Below are 21,169 nucleotides of genomic sequence, written 5' to 3'. Positions count from 1 at the left end.
ACACTTCGTATTCTGAGCTAGCGCACGATGTTTCATCTTTGAGAGCCAGATGCATTTGTCACATCTCCTGTTGACATGTTCCCTGGAAGAGTTTTCCTTTTCCTTCAACACTTGTTGCTTTTGCCCACCTTTTAGGTGGGCTTTTTTTTGCCTGTTTTAAACGTAAGGCGTAAGGCGTAAGGCGTAAGGCGTAAGGCGTAAGGCGTAAGGCGTAAGGCGTGAAATTCTGGCTTAACGTATGGATACGTCAATATTTATCCAGACTTTCCCAATTCGGGCAAAATAGCCAGGCGGTTGTTATCTGTTGTTGGTTTAACGCTTCACAGAGAGTCGGACCTAAGCCCGACACCTCTGAGTCACACCCAACCTCTAACCTTGAACATCAAAGCCCAAATGCAGGAAGGCTCTTTGGGTGGCGATACGCCCACGGGGGGTACGCTGTAGAAATCCTTGCTGAATCAAGAAGGGCTCTATCACATCTTCTATCGTATCTTTCTCTTCACCAATCGCGGCAGCCAGGTTATCTAATCCCACAGGCCCACCGGAAAACTTGTCGATAATGGCATTCAGTAGTTTTCTGTCCATGTAATCAAAGCCTTCCTTGTCGACATCCAACATGTCCAATGCTTTGGACGCGACTTGGGCAGAGATAACGCCATCGGCTTTGATTTCTGCATAATCCCGCACCCGGCGTAGCAATCTGTTGGCAATACGTGGGGTCCCTCTGGCCCGTCTGGCCACCTCAAGCGCGCCTTCTTCCTGCATGTTTAAATTCAGGTAATTGGCCGAACGCTGCACAATCTGCGTCAGATCGCGCACATTGTAAAACTCCAGGCGCTGAACAATACCGAAGCGGTCACGTAGCGGCGACGTTAACGAACCGGCACGGGTAGTAGCCCCAACCAGAGTAAAAGGTGGCAGGTCGAGTTTGATGGAACGGGCCGCTGGCCCTTCACCAATCATAATATCCAACTGATAGTCTTCCATGGCCGGATAAAGAATCTCTTCCACCACGGGACTCAGACGGTGAATTTCATCAATAAACAACACATCATGAGCTTCAAGATTGGTGAGCAGCGCCGCCAGGTCTCCGGCTTTTTCCAGCACAGGGCCGGAGGTGGTTTTAATATTCACCCCCATCTCATTAGCAACAATATTTGCCAATGTGGTTTTGCCAAGTCCGGGTGGACCGAAGATAAGTAAGTGATCGAGCGCATCCTGACGCTTTCTGGCAGCTTGAATAAAGATCTCCATTTGCTCACGCACATGATCCTGGCCAGTATAATCGGCCAACATTTTGGGACGTATGGCACGATCTACCGCTTCATCTTCTTCTCTGGCGGTAGGCTGGATCAGTCTGTCGGCTTCTATCATGTTTTAGGCATCTCACTCATGCGTGGCTTAAATGTGGATGGCAACGGCATTAAAGCATGGAACGCAATGCGTCGCGGATTAGCTGCTCAGAACTTACACCCTCTTTGTACAAAGACTTGACGGTTTTTTCCGCTTGCGCTGTTTTATAACCCAGAGCAATTAAGGCACTGATTGCCTCATCTCGAGGGTCATCCGATACCACAAAAGTATTCTCTACCGGTCCGGTTTGTGAGGCAAGGGTAAAGGCTTGCTCATCGTCACCAAGGAAATGCTTCAACCTGTCCTTGAGCTCAACTAACAGACGTTCAGCGGTTTTACGCCCTACCCCCGGTAGTTTTATCAAGGCGCTGACATCCTGATTTTGCACGCAAATGACAAACTGGCTGGCCGACATACCCGATAAAATGGTCAGTGCCAGTTTAGGCCCAACACCATTGGCCTTGATAAGCTCTCTGAACAAAGCCCGTTCGGCTTTGCTGGCAAATCCGAACAGCAGCTGAGCATCTTCCCGCACCACAAAATGGGTGTATACCACAGCCTCTTTGCCAAGCTCCGGAAGCTGGTAAAAACTGGTCATGGGCATCTGGATTTCATAACCCACACCACCCACTTCAATAAGCACTTCAGGAGGCTGTTTCTCAATTAGTGTGCCGCGAATTCTGCCTATCATTGTTATTTCCTACTATTTATATCTTGCGCCACTCAACCTGGCTTAGCGGCGCAATCGGCCCCTTACCGTTTTACTCGCCTGCCCGGCCAGCTTTATCAAGCTTTGGCTGGTATGACCGTGGCATAACGCCACCGCCAAGGCATCCGCCGCATCTGCCTGAGGTTTACCGGGTAATTTGAGCAAGTAGGTGACCATATGCTGAACCTGCTCTTTGACAGCACTGCCTTTGCCGACCACCGCTTGTTTGATTTGCCGCGCCGAGTATTCAGAGACCAACAATCCCTGGTTGGTCGCCGCCACAATTGCCGCGCCCCGGGCTTGGCCAAGCTTGAGTGCAGAGTCCGGGTTTCGCGCCAGAAACACCTGCTCAACCGCCATCTGGGTGGGTTGATACTGAGTGATTAGCTCGGTGATGCCATTGTAAATAAGCTGCAGGCGCTCGGGTAACGCGCCCTCTGGCAAACGAATACAGCCACTGCCTAAATACTCAAATTTGCCGCCTACCTGGCGTATTACGCCATAGCCGGTGATCCTTGAACCTGGGTCGATACCCAAAATGATACTCACTGGTCTTGCTCCCAAGTGCAGGCCAGTTGTTGAATTGCCTTACGATTGGTTTGCGACCACACCTTATCCACTGCATCCTGCCAGGGTAGCCACAGAAAATCACTGTGCTCGCTAAGTTCAATGGCTTGGTTGGGTTTCACCTTCAGACTAAACACGTATTCAGTGTTAGTGGTCACGCCTGGTGCGTATCTGTGACGCCAGGCTGGACGGATTTCATATTCGTTGGTAATAGCACAATCCACCAGTTGATAACCAAGGCCCGCAACATCAATACCCGTTTCTTCCAGCACTTCGCGCAAAGCGGTCTGGAAAGGCTGCTCATCCGGCTCCATAGAGCCGGTGACTGATTGCCAGAAATTGGCATCATCCAAACGCTGCATCACCAGCACCCGGTGATGCTGGTCGTATATCACCACCAGCACCGAGCGCGGCTGTTTAAAACTCATTGGCTGGTTTTAACAGTCTGGATAGCCAGTTCTTTCAGTGCATCAGGATTGGCTGGGGACGGCGCGTCAGTTAACGGACAAGCCGCGGTGGTGGTTTTGGGGAAGGCCATCACGTCACGAATAGAGCTTGCGCCCACCATCAGCATCACCATACGGTCTAAACCAAAGGCCAAGCCAGCATGTGGCGGCGCACCGTAGCGCAGCGCTTCCAGCAGGAAGCCGAATTTCAGCTCAGCTTCTTCATCGCTGATACCCAAAATACGGAACACTTCGGCTTGCATGGCCTGGTCGTGAATACGCACTGAGCCACCGCCCAGTTCTACACCGTTTAGCACCATATCGTAGGCATTGGAGATGGCATTTTGCGGGTCGGCCGCCAACTGCTCTGGAGTCATATCACGCGGCGCGGTAAACGGATGATGCAGGGCGTATAAATTGCCATCTACTTCCTCGAACATTGGGAAGTCCACCACCCACAACGGGCGCCACTCACCTTGTAGCAGGTTCAAGTCTTCACCCAGCTTAAGACGCAGAGCGCCCAGGGCTTCGGTGACCACACGGGCAGAATCAGCGCCAAACAGCAGGATATCGCCTGTTTCAGCACCTGTGCGCGCCAACAAGGCATTCGCCACCTCTTCACCGAGGAATCTAAGAATGGGAGACTGCAAACCTTCCAAACCGGCGGCTTTGTCGTTCACTTTTAACCAGGCCAGGCCTTTAGCACCGTAGATACCGACAAAATTACCGTAGTCATCCAACTGCTTGCGAGACAAACTAGCTCCACCGGGAACACGGATAACACTCACACGGCCTTTGGCATCATTAGCCGGACCACTGAATACCTTAAACTCGACATCCTTAACCAGGTCTGCCACATCTACCAGCTCCAGTGGGTTACGCAAATCCGGCTTATCACTACCGTAGCGCTGCATGGCGTCGGCATAGGTCATACGCGGGAAGTCACCGAGATCTACATTCAGCAGGTCTTTGAACAGGCCGCGAATCATTCGTTCGGTAATGGCCATCACGCCATCGGCATCGAGGAAAGAAGTCTCGATATCAATCTGGGTAAACTCAGGCTGGCGATCGGCGCGCAAGTCTTCGTCACGGAAGCACTTAACAATCTGGTAGTAGCGATCCATACCCGACATCATCAGCAGCTGTTTAAACAGCTGTGGTGATTGTGGCAGGGCAAAAAACTCACCTTTATGGGTGCGACTGGGTACCAGGTAATCGCGAGCACCTTCCGGCGTCGCTTTGGTCAGGATCGGGGTTTCAATATCCAGGAAACCCTCGTCTTCCAGATAACGACGCACCGCACCTGTTACTTTGGCACGGAACATCAGACGCTGAGTCATCACAGGGCGACGCAGGTCCAGATAACGGTATTTTAAACGCTGCTCTTCAGAGTTTTCCTGATTAAAATCCAGTGGCAAGGGGGCGGCTTTGTTTAGCACTGTCAGCGCTTTGCCCAAGATCTCAATTTCCCCAGTGCTCATGTCTTTATTGATTTGACCTTCCGGACGGGCACGCACCAGGCCTCTGATCTGTACACAAAATTCGTTACGCACTTTATTGGCTTGTTCAAAAACCTCGGCCAAATCAGGATCGTACACCACTTGCACTATGCCCTGACGATCACGCAAATCGAGGAAAATAACGCCACCTAAGTCACGTCGACGATTTACCCAACCCGTCAGAGTCACTTCCTGACCAATAAAGGATGCATTGATATTGCCGCAATAATCTGTGCGCATGAATAAAACCTTGTCCTACAAAAACGGCCCTGAACTGGCCAATCAAAAAAGCCGAAACCAAAGGCCGCATAGTATACCCAAACCAAACGAATATGCGAGGTGTCACGCAGGCTTCTGTCATCACCTGATACTTTGTTAAACTGCCTGGCCGTTGTCGTCAGTCTGGAATGCCATGCCATCTTCTTCATTGCTATTTGCCGGATGCCCCATGTGGCATATGGATGCTTGGTCTGGCAGCATTTTCCCCGCCGCCACGCCATCGGCACAAAGCCTCTACCATTACAGCCGGTTGTTTAATTCTGTTGAAGGTAATACCAGTTTTTATCAGATTCCCGATGAAGCCAATCTGCGGCGCTGGCAGCAAAGTGTGCCCGAGCGCTTTAAATTTTGCTTTAAGTTTCATCAGAGCATTAGTCACCATCAATTACTGCAGGATGTAGAGCAGCAAACTTTAGATTTTCTGGCCCGGTTTCGGCCTATGGCGACACAAATTGGCTGTTTGATGTTGCAACTACCCGCGCATTTTGGTCCCCGCTACCTGCCACGTTTACAGCACTTTTTACAACGACTGCCGGACGACTTTGTTTACGCGGTGGAAGTGCGCCACCCGGCGTTTTTTGCCAAAGGTGACGAAGAGCGCCAATTCAACAGATTACTGCTAGATAACGGAGTCAATCGCGTCATTATGGATACCCGTGGGCTATTCAGCGCCAAGGGTAATAAAGGGCTGCTGGGTGAGGTGAAAATGAAAAAGCCACGGGTGCCGGTCAATGTGATTGCCACCGGAGCGCACCCCGTAGTGCGTTTTGTCGGCCATCCAGATATCCTTGCCAACCGTCGGTTCTATCAAAGCTGGCACAGTAAACTGCAGCAATGGCTGGATGAAGGCAGAACTCCTTTTGTGTTTTTCCACCTGGCAGATAACAGTGATGCCCCTTGGCTGGCCGAACAGTTTTTTCAGGATTGGCCTAACAAGAACTCACCTTTCACAGTCAACTTACCACGTCAAGCTAGCCAGAGTAGTCTGTTTTAGCCAAGTCTTGTTACAGTTTTCATACAGGCCAGTGTTCACAAGCCACCTTGTCTGCCATAGGCTTGGCCAGCAGTTACAAAAATAAATGGCATACGACAAATGCCTTCATGGGAAGCAATATGAAGAAAAGACTCTTAGTAAGCCTGATGTTTGGCGTCAGCACCCTGGCCAATGCTGCCGAGGGTTATTACCGTTTTCCGGCCCTGGCTGGCGATACCTTAGTATTCACCGCCGAAGGCGACCTATGGGTGGCCGGACTCAATCAGCCTCAGGCCAGACGCCTGACCACCCACCCTGCCGAAGAAACCATGGCGGCATTGTCCAAAGATGGTAAATATGTGGCCTTTGTGGCGAATTATGATGGGGCCAACGAGGTGTATATGCTGCCTATTGAAGGCGGACTGGCCAAACGCCTCACGTTTGAACAAGCGCAGGTAAAAGTGCATGGCTGGACAGCCGCAGGCGAGGTACTTTACAGCACAACCGGCCGCACCGGCATGTCATTTAGCTGGAACCTGCTAAAAGTGAACCCTGATACTCTTAAGGTCACCGAGCTGGAAGTGGCCGACGCCGTAGAAGGTGTATTGGATGACACAGGCAAGCATTTGTATTTCAGCCAGTTTGGTCTGCAAGTGTCGACCGACAACAGCCGCCAATACCGCGGTGGAGCGACCGGCGAACTTTGGCATTTTGCGCCGGGCAAAAACCAGGAAGCCAGGGCTCTGACCGCCAGTCATGAAGGCTCTGTGCGCCGTCCTATGCTGCACAACAACAAACTGTATTTTATTTCTGATAGCAGCGGTAACGATAATATCTGGCGCATGAACCTGGATGGTTCCGCTATCGAACAAGTAACTAAGTTCACCAATTTAGCCGTACGTCATGCCAGCCTCAGCGGTGATAACCTGGTGTTCCAGTTGGGTGCCGACTTGCAACTGCTGAATCTCGCCACTGGCACAACACAAAAACTACCATTGGATCTCACCTCGGATTTTCCCAATCTGCGTGAACACTGGGAAAACAAGCCCCTGCGTTACCTGACCTCCACCAGCCTAGCCGGCGAACAAGAAAAAGCCGTACTGACTGCCAGAGGGCGTATTGCCATATCCGGCATTGATAAGTCCCGTCTGGTTGAGATCGCCACGCCGAAAAACTCACGCAGCCGCAATGCCCTGCTTAGTCACGACGGAAAGTGGGTATACGCCTTTAATGATGCCAGCGGCGAAATGGAAATCTGGCGCTACGCCGCCGACGGCTCAAGCGACGCCAAGCAACTAACCCAAGATGGCAACACCTATCGCTGGAATCTAAGCTTGTCTCCAGATGGCAATTCGTTGGTCCACGATGACAAAAAAGGCAATGTCTGGCTGCTGGACTTAGCCAGCGGTAAAAATCGAAAAATACTCAGTGGCTATGCTGGCCTTTCCCCGATTGCCAGCCTTAGTTGGTCGCAGGACAGCAGTCTGCTGGCCATTGCCGGTACCGGCTTGGGTAAGGAGCGTGGACAAATCACCCTGTTTGATATCAAAAATCAGCGTTCGCAAATACTCACCTCAGAAAAATACGAGTCGTATGCACCAGCCTTCAGCCAAGATGGTAATTGGCTGTATTTCCTGTCTAACCGCCATTTTGTTGCTACACCAAACTCGCCCTGGGGCGATCGCAATATGGGCCCAGCCTTCGACCGGCGTAGCCAGATATTTGCTTATGCGCTCGATGCTAAGGCACGTTTCCCTTTCCAGGCCAATGATGAGCTGTTAGCCGGCTTGGAAAAAAACATCGATGAAGGTAAAAAGGACAAAGACAGTAAAGAGGACAAGAAAGCGTCACAACTGGACTGGCAGGGCATTAGCGAGCGGCTTTGGCAGGTCAGCGTTCCCGCCGGTAACTATAAGGGGCTGCAAGCAAATAAAGACTACTTGTATGTCCTTGACCAAATCAGCGAACCCGGCAGCAAGCCGGTGATAAAATCCATTGAGATCAACCCGCAAGCTAAGCTGGAAACCTTTAAAGAGGGTGTAGCAGAGTTTGCCCTGTCCACTGACGGCAAGAAAATGCTGGTGCGGCAAGAAGGTGCAGACAATGCCAATATCTTTATCGTGGATGCCAAACAGAAATTTCCGAGCGATACCAGCCAAAGCAAACTCAATAGCCAAGACTGGCAAATGCTGCTGAATCCCAGTGAGGAATGGCAACAGATATTCCATGATGCCTGGCTGATGCACCGTGACTCGCTGTTTGATAAGCGTATGCGCGGTCTTGATTGGGCTGCAGTGAAAGATAAATACCAGCCTTTGCTGAAACGGGTCACCGATCGCTACGAACTTAACGACGTATTTGCACAAATGATGGGTGAACTTAATACCCTGCATTCACAGGTATACGGCGGAGACGTCCCCAACGCCAGCGAGCGTCCTCGTGCCGCCTCACTGGGGGCCAGGTTCACACAAACAAGCAAAGGACTGGAAATCTCACATATCTTCCAGCATGACCCTGAGCGGCCAGAACGCGCTGCACCGCTGGCGAAACCCGGGGTTGATGCCAAACCGGGCGATATTATCCTGGCCGTCAATGGACAGCCTGTTAAGCAAATCAGTGAACTGGTCAGTGCCCTTAGAAATCAGCACAACAAGCAGGTTTTACTAGAACTTAAGCGCGGCGGAAAATCTCACCAAACCGTGGTAACACCGGTTAGCAACAGAGATGCCAACCAACTGCGCTATCTGGACTGGGTGAGCCAGAATCGCCATAAAGTGGAGCAAGCAAACCCCGATTTTGGCTATCTGCATATTAATGCCATGGGCGGTAATGATATTGCCGAATTTGCCCGCGAGTTCTACGCCAATTACAACAAGAAGGGCTTGGTTATTGATGTTCGGCGTAACCGTGGCGGCAATATTGACAGTTGGCTGATTGAGAAGCTGATGCGTAAGGCCTGGGCATTCTGGGAAAACACCCAAGGAGAAGCGTCAACCAATATGCAGTCTGCATTTAGAGGGCATTTGGTGGTGCTGGCTGACCAGTATACCTATTCGGACGGCGAAACCTTTACCGCCGCCGTTAAAACCCTGAACCTGGCACCTGTTGTGGGTAAGCGCACAGCCGGTGCGGGCGTTTGGCTGACCGGTCGCAATCGTCTGGCCGATAACGGCATGGCACGGGTGGCCGAATTTGCCCAATATGCCATGGACGGACGCTGGATTGTGGAAGGCTACGGCGTTGCACCAAGCATAGAAGTCGATAATCTACCCCATGCCACATTCAAGGGGCAGGATGCCCAGCTTCGCTATGCCATCGACTACCTGGAAAAACAGCTCAAGGCCCAGCCGATTCCTGACCTAAAAGGCAAGCCACTGCCGGATGTTAACACCCCCGCAGAGGATGTGCTGCAGTAACGAACTAAGCCGGTCACTGACCGGCTTCTTTTTGCCTTTTTTCATTCAACCTGCCTTACAAACCGCCGTCTCAGGCCTTATTAATGACGCCTCAGCCAGACCGAACAAAAAATAATCAACTTTTTTTAACCTTTTAATTACATCTTAACTATACTCGCTTTAAGGTCTGCTTCTGTCGACCTAAGCGTATGATTAATAAGCAAGGATGTCACCGCTGTCATGCCTTTAGCAATGCGGTTCAGACCACATTTAAGCGCAAAAATGCTCAGACAACATTTTCGTTTTCGACATTTTTGACAAGAGGATCCAGAACAAAACAACGATATCCGGCAAGCAGCTGCACACAGGACACCGGGAAACACACTATCACTATCTGGTTAAAGGTTTGAGGTTTGAGCTCTGTGCTCAGGCATCAGGTTTCAGGTAAATAACTCGTTCCTTGGGGTTGTATCATGAGTATTGCTGCCCGTTGCGTGATTAGTCCGTCCGTATTGGTATTGTTACTGTTGCCCGGCCCCACCTTGGCTAATGAGCTGGATATGCGACCCATCCAGCCCTATTTGCAGGAAATTGATCGCGTTCAGCAGGATGAAGGAACCTACAGCCCACAGTTAGGGCAACTACTCTCGCAGCTTGGGGTTGCCTACCAACAGCAAAATCAACATCAATTGGCCATTGATAGTTTTTCCCGCGCATTGCAAATCACCAAAATCGGTCAGGGTATTTATGCCTTGGCCCAAGTACCAATCATAGAGAAAATGCATATCAGCATGATGGCGCAGAATCGCTGGAAGGAACTGGATGATCTACATCAGCGAGTATATTGGTTGGTGAACCGTAACTACCAACCTGACGATCCACACCTGCTGCCATACCTGTTCAACTATGCCAGTTGGCTGCTGTTTGTGCACCATCATGAATTTCTCAACGAGACCTATGTCAGACTGCTCCAATCCGAAGCCCTTTACCAGCAAACTCACGACATCATTCTGGCCAATTACGGCGACAAAGATCCACGTATGGTGCAAAGCCTGAAGGGATTAGTCATGGCCAACTTCTTTAAATCTCAGCTTGGACCAGCTCAGTTAGAGTTCAACTTCGACAGCCTGGATATGACGCGTCAGGGTAGTTTTTACATGGGCTTGCCCGCCGTTGACTATCGCACGGAAAACTACCGAGAAGGCAAGCTGGCCTTAGAAAAGATGGTGGAAATTTATGATGCCCAAACCGAATCAGCGGCCATGCAGAATAAGGTACTGGCCAGGGTGGGACTGGCAGACTGGTATTTGATGTTCGGTAAAACCACCGATGCTTTCGACACCTACCGCGAAGCCAGGGAACTAGCTCGGAAGGGACAGGAAAACAATGCCTTTCAACTTTTTGAGCGCCCGACATTACTGCCTGATTCAAAAATATTCCTCGGCGAAGATGGCCAATACCGGGAACCCGATCGCTTTGTCCTAGCCAGTTTTGACGTCAATGCCCACGGCAAGGCCAACAATATTCAATTGCTTGATTCTATCCCTTTGGATGCCACTGCGATGCGTTCCAGAGCATTGAAATTCTTGCGTACCGCCAGTTTTCGCCCACGCTTTGAAGAAGAGGAACCAATAGAAACATTGGGGGTTCGGCTGAAACTCAGCAACCCTTAGGAGCAGCAATATGTCGATTCTACACCCCGTCAGACGATACAGAATTTCGCTAATCGGTGCTGCATTGTGTTTGGCACTCACTGGTTGTGAGTCAACATCACAACCTACGCCGCCAACACCTCAGCCATCTAAACCCAGTCCGCCAAGCCAGCCCAGTAGCTCATCTGGCCAGGGACAAAAGCAAAGCCAACAACAGGGGCAAGGTCAAAATCAGTCTCCACCATCAATGCCTTCCAGTGGCGGTCGAGCCAGCCAGTCCCAGGGACAATCCTCATCAAATGATGGCCAAGCGCAGCGCAGCCAAAGCTCGGCTGGCGCAGAAGCTTCCCAGCAGGGCAATCAGGGCCAGCAGGACGGGCAGCAATCCGGCGCGAACAACGACCCAAGTGGCAGCTCAGGAACCATGGGGCAGCAAAGCGAGGGAAAGAGCAATGAAGGGATGCAACAACCTGAAATCGGCGCAGGTCAGAGCGAACAAGACTTAGGCGGCAATGCAAATGGTAGCGAAGAAACCAGTCAGGAAGCCAATGATGATATACAAGGAGAAGGACAAAGCGAGTCAGATGATATCGACTTTTCAGAGGAAGTAAGTGCAGCTTCTTCTTCGTCTTCTTCGTCTTCTTCGTCTTCTTCGTCTTCTTCGTCTTCTTCGTCTTCTTCGTCTTCTTCGTCTTCTTCGTCTTCAGCTTCACAAACCACTTCCGCGAGTCAAGTGCCAAGCTCCCATCAAAGTACTGCAACAGACGAGCAGCTTATCGCCAGAGCCGATGCCCGCCTGGAGGGAGCCATGGGACAATATGACCAGATGATATTGCGTGAAAATAGTTACATTCGGGACCGCGCAGCCAAACAAGGAGCCCCCATGTCCGAAGCAAGCGAAAGCGAGGAAGAAGGTGTTGAGTCAGCCGAAGATCAAGGTTTTGGCGGTGAACAAGCCAATGAAGCAGGTAGCCAAGGAAATGACTCTTCATCCAATGGCGTCCCTGCATCAGCTGGCTCGCCCTTGCCAGAAGGAGGTACCCCCTTACCAGGTATTGGCGGCGTACCGGCAGATATTCCCAATGCCAACGAGGATGACGTGGTCGCCAGACAAATCCGCGAAGCTGCTATCAAAGAACGTGACCCTGCCCTACGCGAGCAACTTTGGAATGAATATCGAAAATACAAAGGCTTGCCACTTAAAAAAGTCACCAACGAGCAATCAGGATAAATGGGGGAACGCGAATGAAACATTTAGTTCTGTTGTCGTTAGCTTTAGTCGCATTACTGACGGGTGGCTGTGCAACCTACCAAGTGAAATCGACTAACACGACACCGGTAGTCACCCAGCAAACCTTATTGAATGAAAACCAACTGCTGGATGTTGCCATAGTGCGCTTTGACCCGGGTGAAATGCCCGAGGAAGATGACGAAAATACCCTCTACTTTGCGGAAATACGTAAAGCAGAAAGCCAATATTTTCCTTTTCAGTTAATGCAGGCCATGCAAAAAAGTGCCGCGTGGGGGCCGGTTCGCATCGTTCCTCAAAACTCTGTGCCCCTGGATTTGAATGTAACAGGAAAAATACTCTCTTCAGATGGCGAGAAGTTACGTCTGTGGATCCATGCCTTCGACGCCAGTGGCCGAACCTGGCTGGAAAAAGAATATGAAAGCCAGGCCAGTCGCTACGCCTATGACCCCAAATATAAGCAAACCGAAGAACCCTTCCTTGACCTATACAACCGCATCGCCAACGACCTGCTGCAATACCGTCAGCAATTAAACGAGCAGCAGGTTGCCTATCTGCATGAATTGGCCGCCTTGCGCTTCGCCAGTGAGTTTTCTCCTCAGGTATTTGGTGACTACGTAAAGCGGGACAGTAATGGCTACGTCAGTATCAACAGGCTTCCTGCATCCGGAGACAACATGATGCAGCGCCTGCAGGCCATTCGTGAGCGTGACCAAATGTACATAGATACCTTGCAGGAATATTACTCTCAGTACGCCCGTGAAATGACTGTGGCCTATCGGGCCTGGCGTGGCCAGAGTTATCAGGAAGTCATTGCGATGCGGGAACTCCAGGAAGAATCACGTAAACGCATTATGCTCGGTGCGGCAGCCATTCTCGGCGGCGTATTAGGTGCTGGAAGCCCAGACGCTGTGGCGCGCGCGGCCTCTTACGTTGGCGTAGCAGGCGGTGGCTACATGTTGAAAAGCGGTATGGATAAAGCGGATCAGGCACAGATCCACGTTGACGCATTACTCGAATTGGGAGAGTCACTGGAAGCCAGTATCGCGCCGCAGAGCATCGAACTGGAAGATCGTACCGTCACACTGTCAGGCACAGTGGATGACCAATACCAGCAGTGGAAAGCGCTGCTCAGGGAAATCTATCAGTTAGAACGTGGACAATCCGAACCCTAGCCCTCACAAAGAAGAGGTAGTTATGCAGGATGAAAAACCAGACAACGACAAACCGACGTCACCGCCAAGTTTCTCGGTAGAAAGAGTCGGCTCTCCCATTAATCCCGGTGGCAGGCCATCTATTCTGCTACCACTGGTGCTATTCAGTCTGTTGCTGATTGTTGCCATTTTCTATCTGCCGGAATGGCTGCCCAAGGCCAACAATACAGCCCTCCCCGCGCCGGAGCCAGTCACCAGTAAACTTGAAGATAGTCCGTTTCAAGATGCGCAATTAGCGAAAGCCAGGCGTGAAGCACAGGATGTCCTTCAGCAACTGCTAACCGTGCAGCAAGAGCTCGAAAACATAGCGGTGCAGCGCTGGGCCGAGGAGAGCTTTCAGCAAGCCCTGCAATTTGCCGCAGACGGCGATAGTTACTATCAGCAACGCCAGTTCACCCAGGCGCTGGCACAATACCAGACAAGTCTGGAGGCTTTGCAGAGCCTGCAAAGTCAAGGACAGCAAGTGCTGGAAGCCGCCTTAAATGATGGCCAAGCTGCCCTGGCTAATGACGATGTCGACGCTGCCATCCACGCGTTTGAACTGGCCTATGCCATGGCGCCAGAACAAGAGGCTGCCGTATCCGGTTTACAGCGCGCTCAAAATTTACCTGCGCTACTCAAACTGCTCACCGCCAGCCAATATGCTGAAGAAGATGGCAAGCTGGACGACGCCATTGAGTTTGCTAACCAGGCCCATGGCCTTAATTCAATGCATCTGGGTGCCAGCCAAACCCTGGCGCGCTTACAGCAGAACAAATTGGATCGCTTGCATCGCCGTTATATGTCAAGCGGACTGTCGGCCTTAGCCAACAACGACACACAGCAGGCCATCGATGCTTTCACCCAGGCGCTTCATCTTAAGCCCAAAGACCAGGACAGTCTGGACGCCATGCGCCAAGCGAAAAGCAAGCAACTGGCGCAGCGCATTGCTCAGCTGATGCAAGATGGCCAGACACTCGAGGCTAGCGAGCAATGGCCAGAGGCCATAGAGCGTTACAAACAAGCTGATGCATTGCAATCTGGACTGGTGCAGGTAAGGGTCGCCCTGCTTCGCGCTCAGGCCAGAGCCGAGCTGGATGAGCTGCTTAGCGCCAGACTGGCTGCCCCTTTGGCCCTGCGCGATGAACGTCATTATGCCAATGCGGCCGAATTACTGGATCAGGCCAGCCGCATCAAGCAACCCGGCCCCCGCCTCAGCGACCAGATAGATGATCTGCAGCACTTGCTCATCCAGGCCAGACAGTCAGTTACCGTTCAGCTTTTATCCGACAAACAAACTCAAGTACAGCTGTTCAAGGTTGGCGGACTTGGGGTTTTCGACAGCAAGCAAATCCAGCTCTACCCAGGCAAATACATCTTGCAAGGCACTCGTGCCGGATATCGGGATGTGATGCATGAGTTTGTTCTTCAAGCCGGCGAAGCCGCTACCACAATTAGTATTCGTTGTACTGAAAAAATAGGCAGCATATGAGCAATCTGCAGATAAAAAATGCCACCCTGATCACCCCGGCAGTTTTTGAGCCTGGCAGCCGGCAATCGCAGCCTCGACGTCGTATCTGGCGCCCCTGGCTGTGGCTGGTAGCCATATTGCTTTGTGTCTTGCTGGGTGTCGCTGGCTTTTTGCTCAGTGCCACCAGCCTGGATATACAAGTCAGTCCATCTTCCAGCCAGATTCGGCTGGAAGGCCCCTATCAGATGCAAATTGCTGGGCGCAGATTGTTAATGCCAGGCCAGTATAAGCTGTATATCAGCCAGTCGGGATACAACCCTTATGAGCGCCAGCTCGATACCGCCAGCGAAGATCACTTTCGCCTAAATGTTGAGCTGCAGCCTCTGCCGGGCCGACTCCAGATCTCCAGCAATGTCAGTGCACAGGTTTATCTTAATAACCAATTACTGGGCAGCACCGATGAAACCTTGCTTAATGTGCCGCTTGGAGAACAAAGCCTGCGTTTTGAGGCACCACGTTATCAAAGTCAGTCAAAGGTTGTTGAAGTTCAGGGCTATGATCAGCTGCAACAGTTTGACCTGGAACTGTTGCCAAACTGGGGAACCCTGGCACTGGACAGCTACCCCAGTGGTGCCACCTTGAGTGTCGACGAACAACCTTATGGTCAAACCCCTTTGGATATTGAGCTGCTGGCTGGTAGTCATAAACTGCAACTCTCTCACCCAGGCTATCAGAGCTGGCAGCAGCGTATTGATATCAGTGCGGGTGAAAGCCTTGCTATTAGCCAGGCTAGATTATTGCCAGCATCGGCCACCTTGCAGCTCACATCGACACCTACTGGGGCAAGTGTCAGCCTGGACGGCTTATATCAAGGAAAAACCCCCCTTGAACTGTCACTAAGTGCAGGAACAAATCATGAGTTATTACTGCTGCGAGAAGGGTATCAACCCACCAGGCGCGAGATTCAGGCGAACGCGGGTAGCAGCCAGTCATTGGCGCTGAATTTAGCTCCCCTGCTCGGCAAGGTGTCGGTCAGTACTTCGCATCAGGATGCGCTGCTGTATATCAACGACATTCTGCTTGGTCGCGCCAACCAAACGCTGGAGTTAGCCGCCCATCCACAAAAACTACGAGTGAGTCTGGCAGGCCATGCCGACTTTATCCAGACACTGACTCCCAGGGCCGGTCAAACCATCAAGGTCCAGGCCAAGCTGAAGACCCTTGAGCAAGCCCGTTTTGAGGCGCTTCCAAGCCAACTGACATTGTTGGGTGATGTCAGACTGAAACTCTTTCATCCTCAAGTGAGCTTTGAAATGGGCGCATCCAGGCGTGAACAAGGACGTCGCGCCAATGAAACTTTGCACAAGGTCGCGCTGGCCCGCCCCTTTTATCTGGGCACCACCGAAGTCACCAACCGCCAATACCGGCAGTTTGCCTCCTTTCATAGCTCTTCTCATGCTGAAGGAGCCAGTCTGGATGGTGACAATCAACCTGTGGTCAACATCAGTTGGCTGGAAGCAGCCCGCTTCTGCAACTGGCTTTCCGCGCAGGAAGGGTTACAGCCTTTTTACCTTATCGAAGACAATCAATATCAGGGCTTCAATGCCACCGCCAATGGCTATCGTCTGCCGAGTGAAGCTGAATGGGCCTGGGCATCACGCTATCAGCAGGACCATATGCAGCAATTTAATTGGGGTCAGCAACTACCTCCGCCAGCGGGCATTGCCAATCTGGCTGGCATGGAAAGCGCAGCATTAGTTGGCGACGTACTGGCCGGTTATGAAGACAACTTCAAGGTCAGCGCGCCGGTGGCCAGTTTTCACGCCGACAATAAGGGCCTGTATGACCTGATGGGGAATGTCTCTGAATGGGTACATGACGTTTATCAGATCCATTCCGGACTGAATTTCAAGGCCGATACCGACCCTCTTGGTGCTCAGCAAGGTATCCATCATGTCATTCGAGGCGCCAGTTGGGCTCATGGCCGTTTGACCGAAGTCAGACTGTCTTACCGGGATTACGGTAGCGACGCACGCCGCGATGTAGGTTTCCGCCTGGCCCGTTATGCCGAATCCCTGAACACAAACACGGAGATTAGCCCATGAGCAGAAAGCTGAAACTAATGCTGCTGGCGTTGGTACTGAGTTGTCAAACCGGACAAGCATTTGCCCCTGATCAACCCGAGTTAAACCGCGAAGGCATCTTCATCCCCTCCGAGGAAATCTCCGAAGATGCCTCGGTTTCTTTTCCCACGGATATATGAGGTTCGCTATGGAAAATCGTGTCCCCCGTGAGTTTATCTACCAGCTTTTTAGCTTACTACTGGCCATTATCCTGGTGCATGGTACCTATGTATCTTTAATCAGGCCCAAGGCCGATGCGCTGATCCAACAACAAGCCGAACTACAAAGCCAGGGACAGACCATTCAGGTTCAGCGTTCCTGGTACGTAGTGCTAAAAGATTTTGAACAGGAAAGCTGTTTTATTCTGATGCTGTGGGCTTGCGCCATCATGGGCTTTAAAGCCTGGCAGTTACAAGGCGAGAAGCGTATGTTGTCGCGCCATTGGCTAGCTATAGAACAAGGCACTACCATCCTGCCTGCCGATGCGGTCAATCTGTGCAGGCCGCTGCAAGCGCTGCCTGAGCAACAGCAGCAACTGCTGACACCCCGCACTTTGTTGAGTGCCCTGCAACGTTTTGCGGCTACCGGCGATGTCACCGCCGCCGCCGATGCCATCAAGGAACAATGTGATACCGAGTCTGACCGACTGGACAGTGAGTTATCGCTGGTGCGCTACATAGCCTGGGCCATCCCCTCTATCGGCTTTATCGGCACGGTAAGGGGAATAGGCGATGCCCTGGGACAGGCCCATAAAGCCATTGAAGGCGATATTACCGGGGTGACTCAGGCATTGGGGGTGGCATTTAACTCAACCTTTATCGCCTTGCTTATCAGCATATTCATCATGTTTATCAGCCATCAGTTACAGCTACAGCAAGAACGCGTCGTCACCCAAACCAAACGCTACGCGGATGAACACTTGCTGCGCTGGATGAAGCAACTGGATTGAGGTGCAAGATGGACATTCTGGCGATCAACGATATTGCTTTAAGCCTTCATCGGCAAGGGCAACACATTGAACATTTATGCCTGGTTTGTGAGCAAGACAAGCAGTTATTGTTTGACCAACAGGCATTAGCCAAGCAGCGCTTAGTTCCTGGGCAGTGCACCAGCAGCTACTGGCAACAACTCAGCCTTGAGCCGATAAAGTCCGCAGAAGGAGTGCGCCATGCGGCAGACTTGGTTCACCAGCAACTATTAGCCTTAGCTGAAAAAGTCGGCGCTTCCCCCGTGTTGGTCGCAGTACCCGCCAGCCTTACTCAGGCTCAACTCTCGCTATTGCTGGGTATTATGCGAGAAACCCCCTGGCAAGTGACAGGCTTGATAAATACCGCCCTGGCCAGTTTGATAAATGGTGCCGAAACAGGCCCCCACCTGCATATCGCCTTGCACAGCAAGCAGACAGTGCTAACCGAACTCACGGCATCTGACAACCTCAGCCAAGGCAACCATCAGCTACTGAGCGGTGTAGGCTTAGATCCATTATGTGAGCATCTGATGAAACACCTGGCCAGACGTTTTATTCAGGAACAGCGTTTCGACCCCATGCATCAAGGCAGTACCGAGCAGGCTTTGTATTTATGGGTCAGGCAGTATTGCAACAGTCAGCCACCATCACCGCTTCGCATTGCTGACAGATCTCTCACACTTGATAACACAGAGCTGACGGGCGTCATCCGGCAGTTCCTTACGCCCTTGTATCAACTGTTGGACAATAGCCCCCATCAGATTTGGTTGAGTCATCACCTGGCCCGTTTACCCGGTGTGGCGGCATCACTGCCAAACGCCAGGCTTCTCAGCAGCAGCGACGTGCCTGCGATCAGTGAACTGACCTTGCCGCAGGCAACGTCAGGCGGGATAAGTCTGATTGATAGCCTTCCCCGCACAAAGTACAGTCGTCGGCCCCTGCCACGGGCAACGCATTTACTTTATGAAGACCATGCTGTGGCACTACAAGAGGGCCACTATGGCTGGCTGAACAACCAATTAATGCACTCTGCCACCGACATGGCATTTAGCATACATCAGGGTTCAGATGGCTTTGTTCTTAGCCCTTGTGACAACTGGCAAAGCTCACTGGCAGGCCATGACACTACTCTCAGTCCGGGTACAGAGCTGCGCCTGAGTCGAGGCAATACAGTCCATCCAATTCGTTGTATCCGGGTTATGCCATGAGCAGAAGAAGCCGTCGCCAAACTTCTAATTTCAGCCTGGCCTTTCTGGATGTGATGTCCTGCGGCTTTGGCGCTGCGGCGCTGCTTTTTCTGTTACTCAAACACGGCATTGATGAAAATCGCGAACAGTTGCAGCAACAAGATGTGTCCGAGGTAAGGCTGCTCGAAGAGGAAATTCGCATTGGCAAAGAAGATCTGGTCAAAGCCCGCAACATCATTTCGGATGCCGATGATGAACTGGCCCAAGCGCAGGGCCTGGCCAGACAAATCGAGCAAGAACTTAAACAACAACGCAGCATGATGGAGGCCATGGATCCGGAACAATGGGATGAGGCCATCAAAAAACTGCAGGAACAGCTGGCCGCACTGGAAAAAGAAAAACAGCAACTGCTGGCCGAACAACGTGAAGGCGAAAACGTACAAAAGTTTGTTGGCGCCGGCGACCGCCAATACCTTACAGGGCTTCGCCTGGGTGGCCAGCGCATTCTGATCTTGCTGGACGCCAGCACCAGCATGTTGGACGAGCGGTTGGTCAATATCATACGCCGCCGTCATATGCAGGAGGACATTCAGCGCGCGTCCCCAAAATGGCTGCGCGCCCAGGACAGAGTCTCCTGGCTGGTATCCCAGTTTCCCAAAGACAGTCATTACCAAATTTACCTGTTTAACACCGATGCACGAGCGGCAATTAAGAATACTCAGGGTAACTGGCTGAAAGTCAGTGATCGTGACAGCCTGAAACAGGCCATGGACGGCATGCGCGCCGCTCTGCCTGCGGGCGGCACCAGCCTGGAGCGGGCTTTTTTATCTGCCGGCGGCCTGGATCCTCTGCCCGACAATATATTCCTGATCACCGATGGTCTGCCGACTCAGGGATTGCAAGCCAACAGCCAGAATACCATCTCAGGCATTGAACGCTTGGAGCTGTTTAAAAAGGCCGTACAAGGATTACCTCAAGGTGTGCCAGTTAATACTCTGCTCAGCCCCATGGAGGGCGACCCCATGGCCGCTGCCGCATTCTGGCAACTCGCCCAACATACCGGCGGATCCTTTCTTAGCCCTTCGGAGGACTGGCCATGAAAAGCCGTCGCCAGATCACCGATATCTTCAGTATTTCGTTTCTGGATGTCATTTCCTGTGGCTTTGGCGCCATCATCATTCTGATGCTGATTGTGCGTAATGTGCCGCCGGATGTTATTGAGCAGGCCGAACTGGATCAGCAAGGCTTGATACAAGACTTGCAACGCCAGTTATTCGAACTGCGCGGCGAAACCCAGACGTTAAATCGCCAGATGACCGCTAAGCACGAACAATTATCTCTGGAAAAAGCCCGTATAGCCAGATTACGCACCGAAATGGAACTCATGCAAAGCCGCTACGCCAGACTGTCGGATGCCCAGCAGCTCAGTGCCAGGCAGAAGGGCGAACTGGAACTGGCCAGGCAAAGCCTGACAGAGGAAATGCGCCGTCTGCTGGGCGACAACTATAAACGTAAAAACGATCTGATCGGCGGTATTCCCGTGGACAGTGAATACATCATTTTCATCATCGATACCTCCGGCAGCATGGTGAATTACGGCTGGCAACGCATGATAGATGAGATCATCGCCACCCTGGATATCTACCCTAATGTTAAAGGTATTCAGATCATGAATGACATGGGCGATTACATGTTCAGCAACTACAGACGCGAATGGATCCCTGACACCCCTGCCCGTCGCAGTGCCATTATCCAGCGCTTGCGTGGCTGGCATCCTTTCAGTAACTCGTCACCTGTAGAAGGGGTATTGGCTGCTATTCGCTCCTTTTATGCCCCGGACAAGAAAATCAGCATTTATGTGTTTGGTGACGAGTTTACCGGCCGTTCCATCAAACAGGTGGTAGACACAGTGTCGCGCATCAATCAAATGGCAGACGGCAATCAGAAACGCGTGCGTATACATGCGGTCGGGCTACCCGTGCAATTTGCTAATCCGCCGCAGTACCAAATGACCGGCATTCGCTTTGCTGCGCTGATGCGCGAACTAACGCTGCAGAACGGCGGCACTTTTATTGGTTTAAATGACTTTCGTCCCGGTTACTAAGA

At 51.8% G+C, this 21,169-nt stretch carries 17 protein-coding genes; 12 read left to right on the top strand and 5 right to left on the bottom strand.

Annotation, left to right across the window (positions count from 1 at the left end):
• Positions 1-369 precede the first annotated feature (369 nt).
• The 5 genes from ruvB to aspS are packed head-to-tail and all read right to left on the bottom strand — an operon-like array spanning position 370 to position 4,814.
• Positions 370-1,374: a Holliday junction branch migration DNA helicase RuvB gene (ruvB, locus tag J0A65_RS04375; protein ID WP_206592899.1), complete on the bottom strand. Its 1,005-nt coding sequence runs from the start codon at positions 1,372-1,374 to the stop codon at positions 370-372.
• Positions 1,375-1,423: 49 nt separating this feature from the next.
• Positions 1,424-2,044 (bottom strand): Holliday junction branch migration protein RuvA, encoded by a 621-nt coding sequence (ruvA, locus tag J0A65_RS04370; RefSeq protein WP_206592898.1) that lies wholly within the window; start codon positions 2,042-2,044, stop codon positions 1,424-1,426.
• Positions 2,045-2,086: 42 nt separating this feature from the next.
• Positions 2,087-2,611 carry a crossover junction endodeoxyribonuclease RuvC gene (gene ruvC / locus J0A65_RS04365; protein WP_206592897.1) on the bottom strand — a complete coding sequence of 175 codons (525 nt, stop codon included), beginning with the start codon at positions 2,609-2,611 and terminating at the stop codon, positions 2,087-2,089.
• Positions 2,608-3,057: a dihydroneopterin triphosphate diphosphatase gene (gene nudB, locus J0A65_RS04360; protein WP_206592896.1), complete on the bottom strand. Its 450-nt coding sequence runs from the start codon at positions 3,055-3,057 to the stop codon at positions 2,608-2,610. Before nudB ends, ruvC begins: the two co-directional genes overlap by 4 nt.
• Positions 3,054-4,814: an aspartate--tRNA ligase gene (gene aspS, locus J0A65_RS04355; protein ID WP_206592895.1), complete on the bottom strand. Its 1,761-nt coding sequence runs from the start codon at positions 4,812-4,814 to the stop codon at positions 3,054-3,056. Before aspS ends, nudB begins: the two co-directional genes overlap by 4 nt.
• A gap of 172 nt (positions 4,815-4,986) precedes the next feature.
• On the opposite strand from aspS, the gene J0A65_RS04350 reads away from it, so the two are divergent.
• The 12 genes from J0A65_RS04350 (at position 4,987) to J0A65_RS04295 (ending at position 21,167) form a co-directional block, all read left to right on the top strand.
• Positions 4,987-5,847: a DUF72 domain-containing protein gene (locus J0A65_RS04350; RefSeq protein ID WP_206592894.1), complete on the top strand. Its 861-nt coding sequence runs from the start codon at positions 4,987-4,989 to the stop codon at positions 5,845-5,847.
• Positions 5,848-5,966: 119 nt separating this feature from the next.
• On the top strand, positions 5,967-9,242 hold the full coding sequence (locus J0A65_RS04345; protein ID WP_206592893.1) for a S41 family peptidase: 3,276 nt from the start codon (positions 5,967-5,969) through the stop codon (positions 9,240-9,242).
• A 452-nt stretch (positions 9,243-9,694) separates the two neighbouring features.
• A complete protein-coding gene (locus tag J0A65_RS04340) occupies positions 9,695-10,894 on the top strand; it encodes a tetratricopeptide repeat protein (protein ID WP_206592892.1) in 1,200 nt (399 codons plus the stop codon).
• A gap of 10 nt (positions 10,895-10,904) precedes the next feature.
• A complete protein-coding gene (locus tag J0A65_RS04335) occupies positions 10,905-12,104 on the top strand; it encodes a hypothetical protein (protein WP_206592891.1) in 1,200 nt (399 codons plus the stop codon).
• Between the two features lie 14 nt (positions 12,105-12,118).
• A complete protein-coding gene (locus tag J0A65_RS04330; protein ID WP_206592890.1) occupies positions 12,119-13,297 on the top strand; it encodes a hypothetical protein in 1,179 nt (392 codons plus the stop codon).
• A 22-nt stretch (positions 13,298-13,319) separates the two neighbouring features.
• A complete protein-coding gene (locus J0A65_RS04325) occupies positions 13,320-14,807 on the top strand; it encodes a tetratricopeptide repeat protein (protein ID WP_206592889.1) in 1,488 nt (495 codons plus the stop codon).
• Entirely contained in the window at positions 14,804-16,891 is a 2,088-nt protein-coding gene (locus J0A65_RS04320) for a PEGA domain-containing protein (RefSeq protein ID WP_206592888.1), read from the top strand. Before J0A65_RS04325 ends, J0A65_RS04320 begins: the two co-directional genes overlap by 4 nt.
• On the top strand, positions 16,888-17,049 hold the full coding sequence (locus J0A65_RS04315; RefSeq protein ID WP_206592887.1) for a hypothetical protein: 162 nt from the start codon (positions 16,888-16,890) through the stop codon (positions 17,047-17,049). The genes J0A65_RS04320 and J0A65_RS04315 overlap by 4 nt, the downstream gene beginning before the upstream one ends.
• An 8-nt stretch (positions 17,050-17,057) precedes the next feature.
• The gene (locus tag J0A65_RS04310) at positions 17,058-17,858 is read left to right on the top strand and encodes a MotA/TolQ/ExbB proton channel family protein (RefSeq protein WP_206592886.1); all 801 of its coding nucleotides are present in this window, start codon (positions 17,058-17,060) and stop codon (positions 17,856-17,858) included.
• 8 nt (positions 17,859-17,866) lie between these two features.
• On the top strand, positions 17,867-19,084 hold the full coding sequence (locus J0A65_RS04305) for a hypothetical protein (RefSeq protein ID WP_206592885.1): 1,218 nt from the start codon (positions 17,867-17,869) through the stop codon (positions 19,082-19,084).
• A complete protein-coding gene (locus J0A65_RS04300; RefSeq protein WP_206592884.1) occupies positions 19,081-20,163 on the top strand; it encodes a vWA domain-containing protein in 1,083 nt (360 codons plus the stop codon). Before J0A65_RS04305 ends, J0A65_RS04300 begins: the two co-directional genes overlap by 4 nt.
• On the top strand, positions 20,160-21,167 hold the full coding sequence (locus tag J0A65_RS04295; protein WP_206592883.1) for a vWA domain-containing protein: 1,008 nt from the start codon (positions 20,160-20,162) through the stop codon (positions 21,165-21,167). The genes J0A65_RS04300 and J0A65_RS04295 overlap by 4 nt, the downstream gene beginning before the upstream one ends.
• Positions 21,168-21,169: the final 2 nt, after the last annotated feature.

Origin of the sequence: Bowmanella yangjiangensis (assembly GCF_017255015.1) — a bacterium.
Classification (GTDB): domain Bacteria; phylum Pseudomonadota; class Gammaproteobacteria; order Enterobacterales; family Alteromonadaceae; genus Bowmanella; species Bowmanella yangjiangensis.
Note: the sequence above shows the minus strand (reverse complement) of the source record. Positions and strands in the feature narration are given on the sequence as shown.

Coding starts and splice junctions, on each gene's coding strand:
- J0A65_RS04315 (WP_206592887.1), top strand. CDS start 16,888: ATGAGCAGAAAGCTGAAACTAATGCTGCTGGCGTTGGTACTGAGTTGT.
- J0A65_RS04335 (WP_206592891.1), top strand. CDS start 10,905: ATGTCGATTCTACACCCCGTCAGACGATACAGAATTTCGCTAATCGGT.
- aspS (WP_206592895.1), bottom strand. CDS start 4,814: ATGCGCACAGATTATTGCGGCAATATCAATGCATCCTTTATTGGTCAG.
- J0A65_RS04310 (WP_206592886.1), top strand. CDS start 17,058: ATGGAAAATCGTGTCCCCCGTGAGTTTATCTACCAGCTTTTTAGCTTA.
- J0A65_RS04325 (WP_206592889.1), top strand. CDS start 13,320: ATGCAGGATGAAAAACCAGACAACGACAAACCGACGTCACCGCCAAGT.
- J0A65_RS04320 (WP_206592888.1), top strand. CDS start 14,804: ATGAGCAATCTGCAGATAAAAAATGCCACCCTGATCACCCCGGCAGTT.
- nudB (WP_206592896.1), bottom strand. CDS start 3,057: ATGAGTTTTAAACAGCCGCGCTCGGTGCTGGTGGTGATATACGACCAG.
- ruvB (WP_206592899.1), bottom strand. CDS start 1,374: ATGATAGAAGCCGACAGACTGATCCAGCCTACCGCCAGAGAAGAAGAT.
- J0A65_RS04345 (WP_206592893.1), top strand. CDS start 5,967: ATGAAGAAAAGACTCTTAGTAAGCCTGATGTTTGGCGTCAGCACCCTG.
- J0A65_RS04300 (WP_206592884.1), top strand. CDS start 19,081: ATGAGCAGAAGAAGCCGTCGCCAAACTTCTAATTTCAGCCTGGCCTTT.
- J0A65_RS04340 (WP_206592892.1), top strand. CDS start 9,695: ATGAGTATTGCTGCCCGTTGCGTGATTAGTCCGTCCGTATTGGTATTG.
- J0A65_RS04295 (WP_206592883.1), top strand. CDS start 20,160: ATGAAAAGCCGTCGCCAGATCACCGATATCTTCAGTATTTCGTTTCTG.
- J0A65_RS04330 (WP_206592890.1), top strand. CDS start 12,119: ATGAAACATTTAGTTCTGTTGTCGTTAGCTTTAGTCGCATTACTGACG.
- J0A65_RS04305 (WP_206592885.1), top strand. CDS start 17,867: ATGGACATTCTGGCGATCAACGATATTGCTTTAAGCCTTCATCGGCAA.
- ruvA (WP_206592898.1), bottom strand. CDS start 2,044: ATGATAGGCAGAATTCGCGGCACACTAATTGAGAAACAGCCTCCTGAA.
- J0A65_RS04350 (WP_206592894.1), top strand. CDS start 4,987: ATGCCATCTTCTTCATTGCTATTTGCCGGATGCCCCATGTGGCATATG.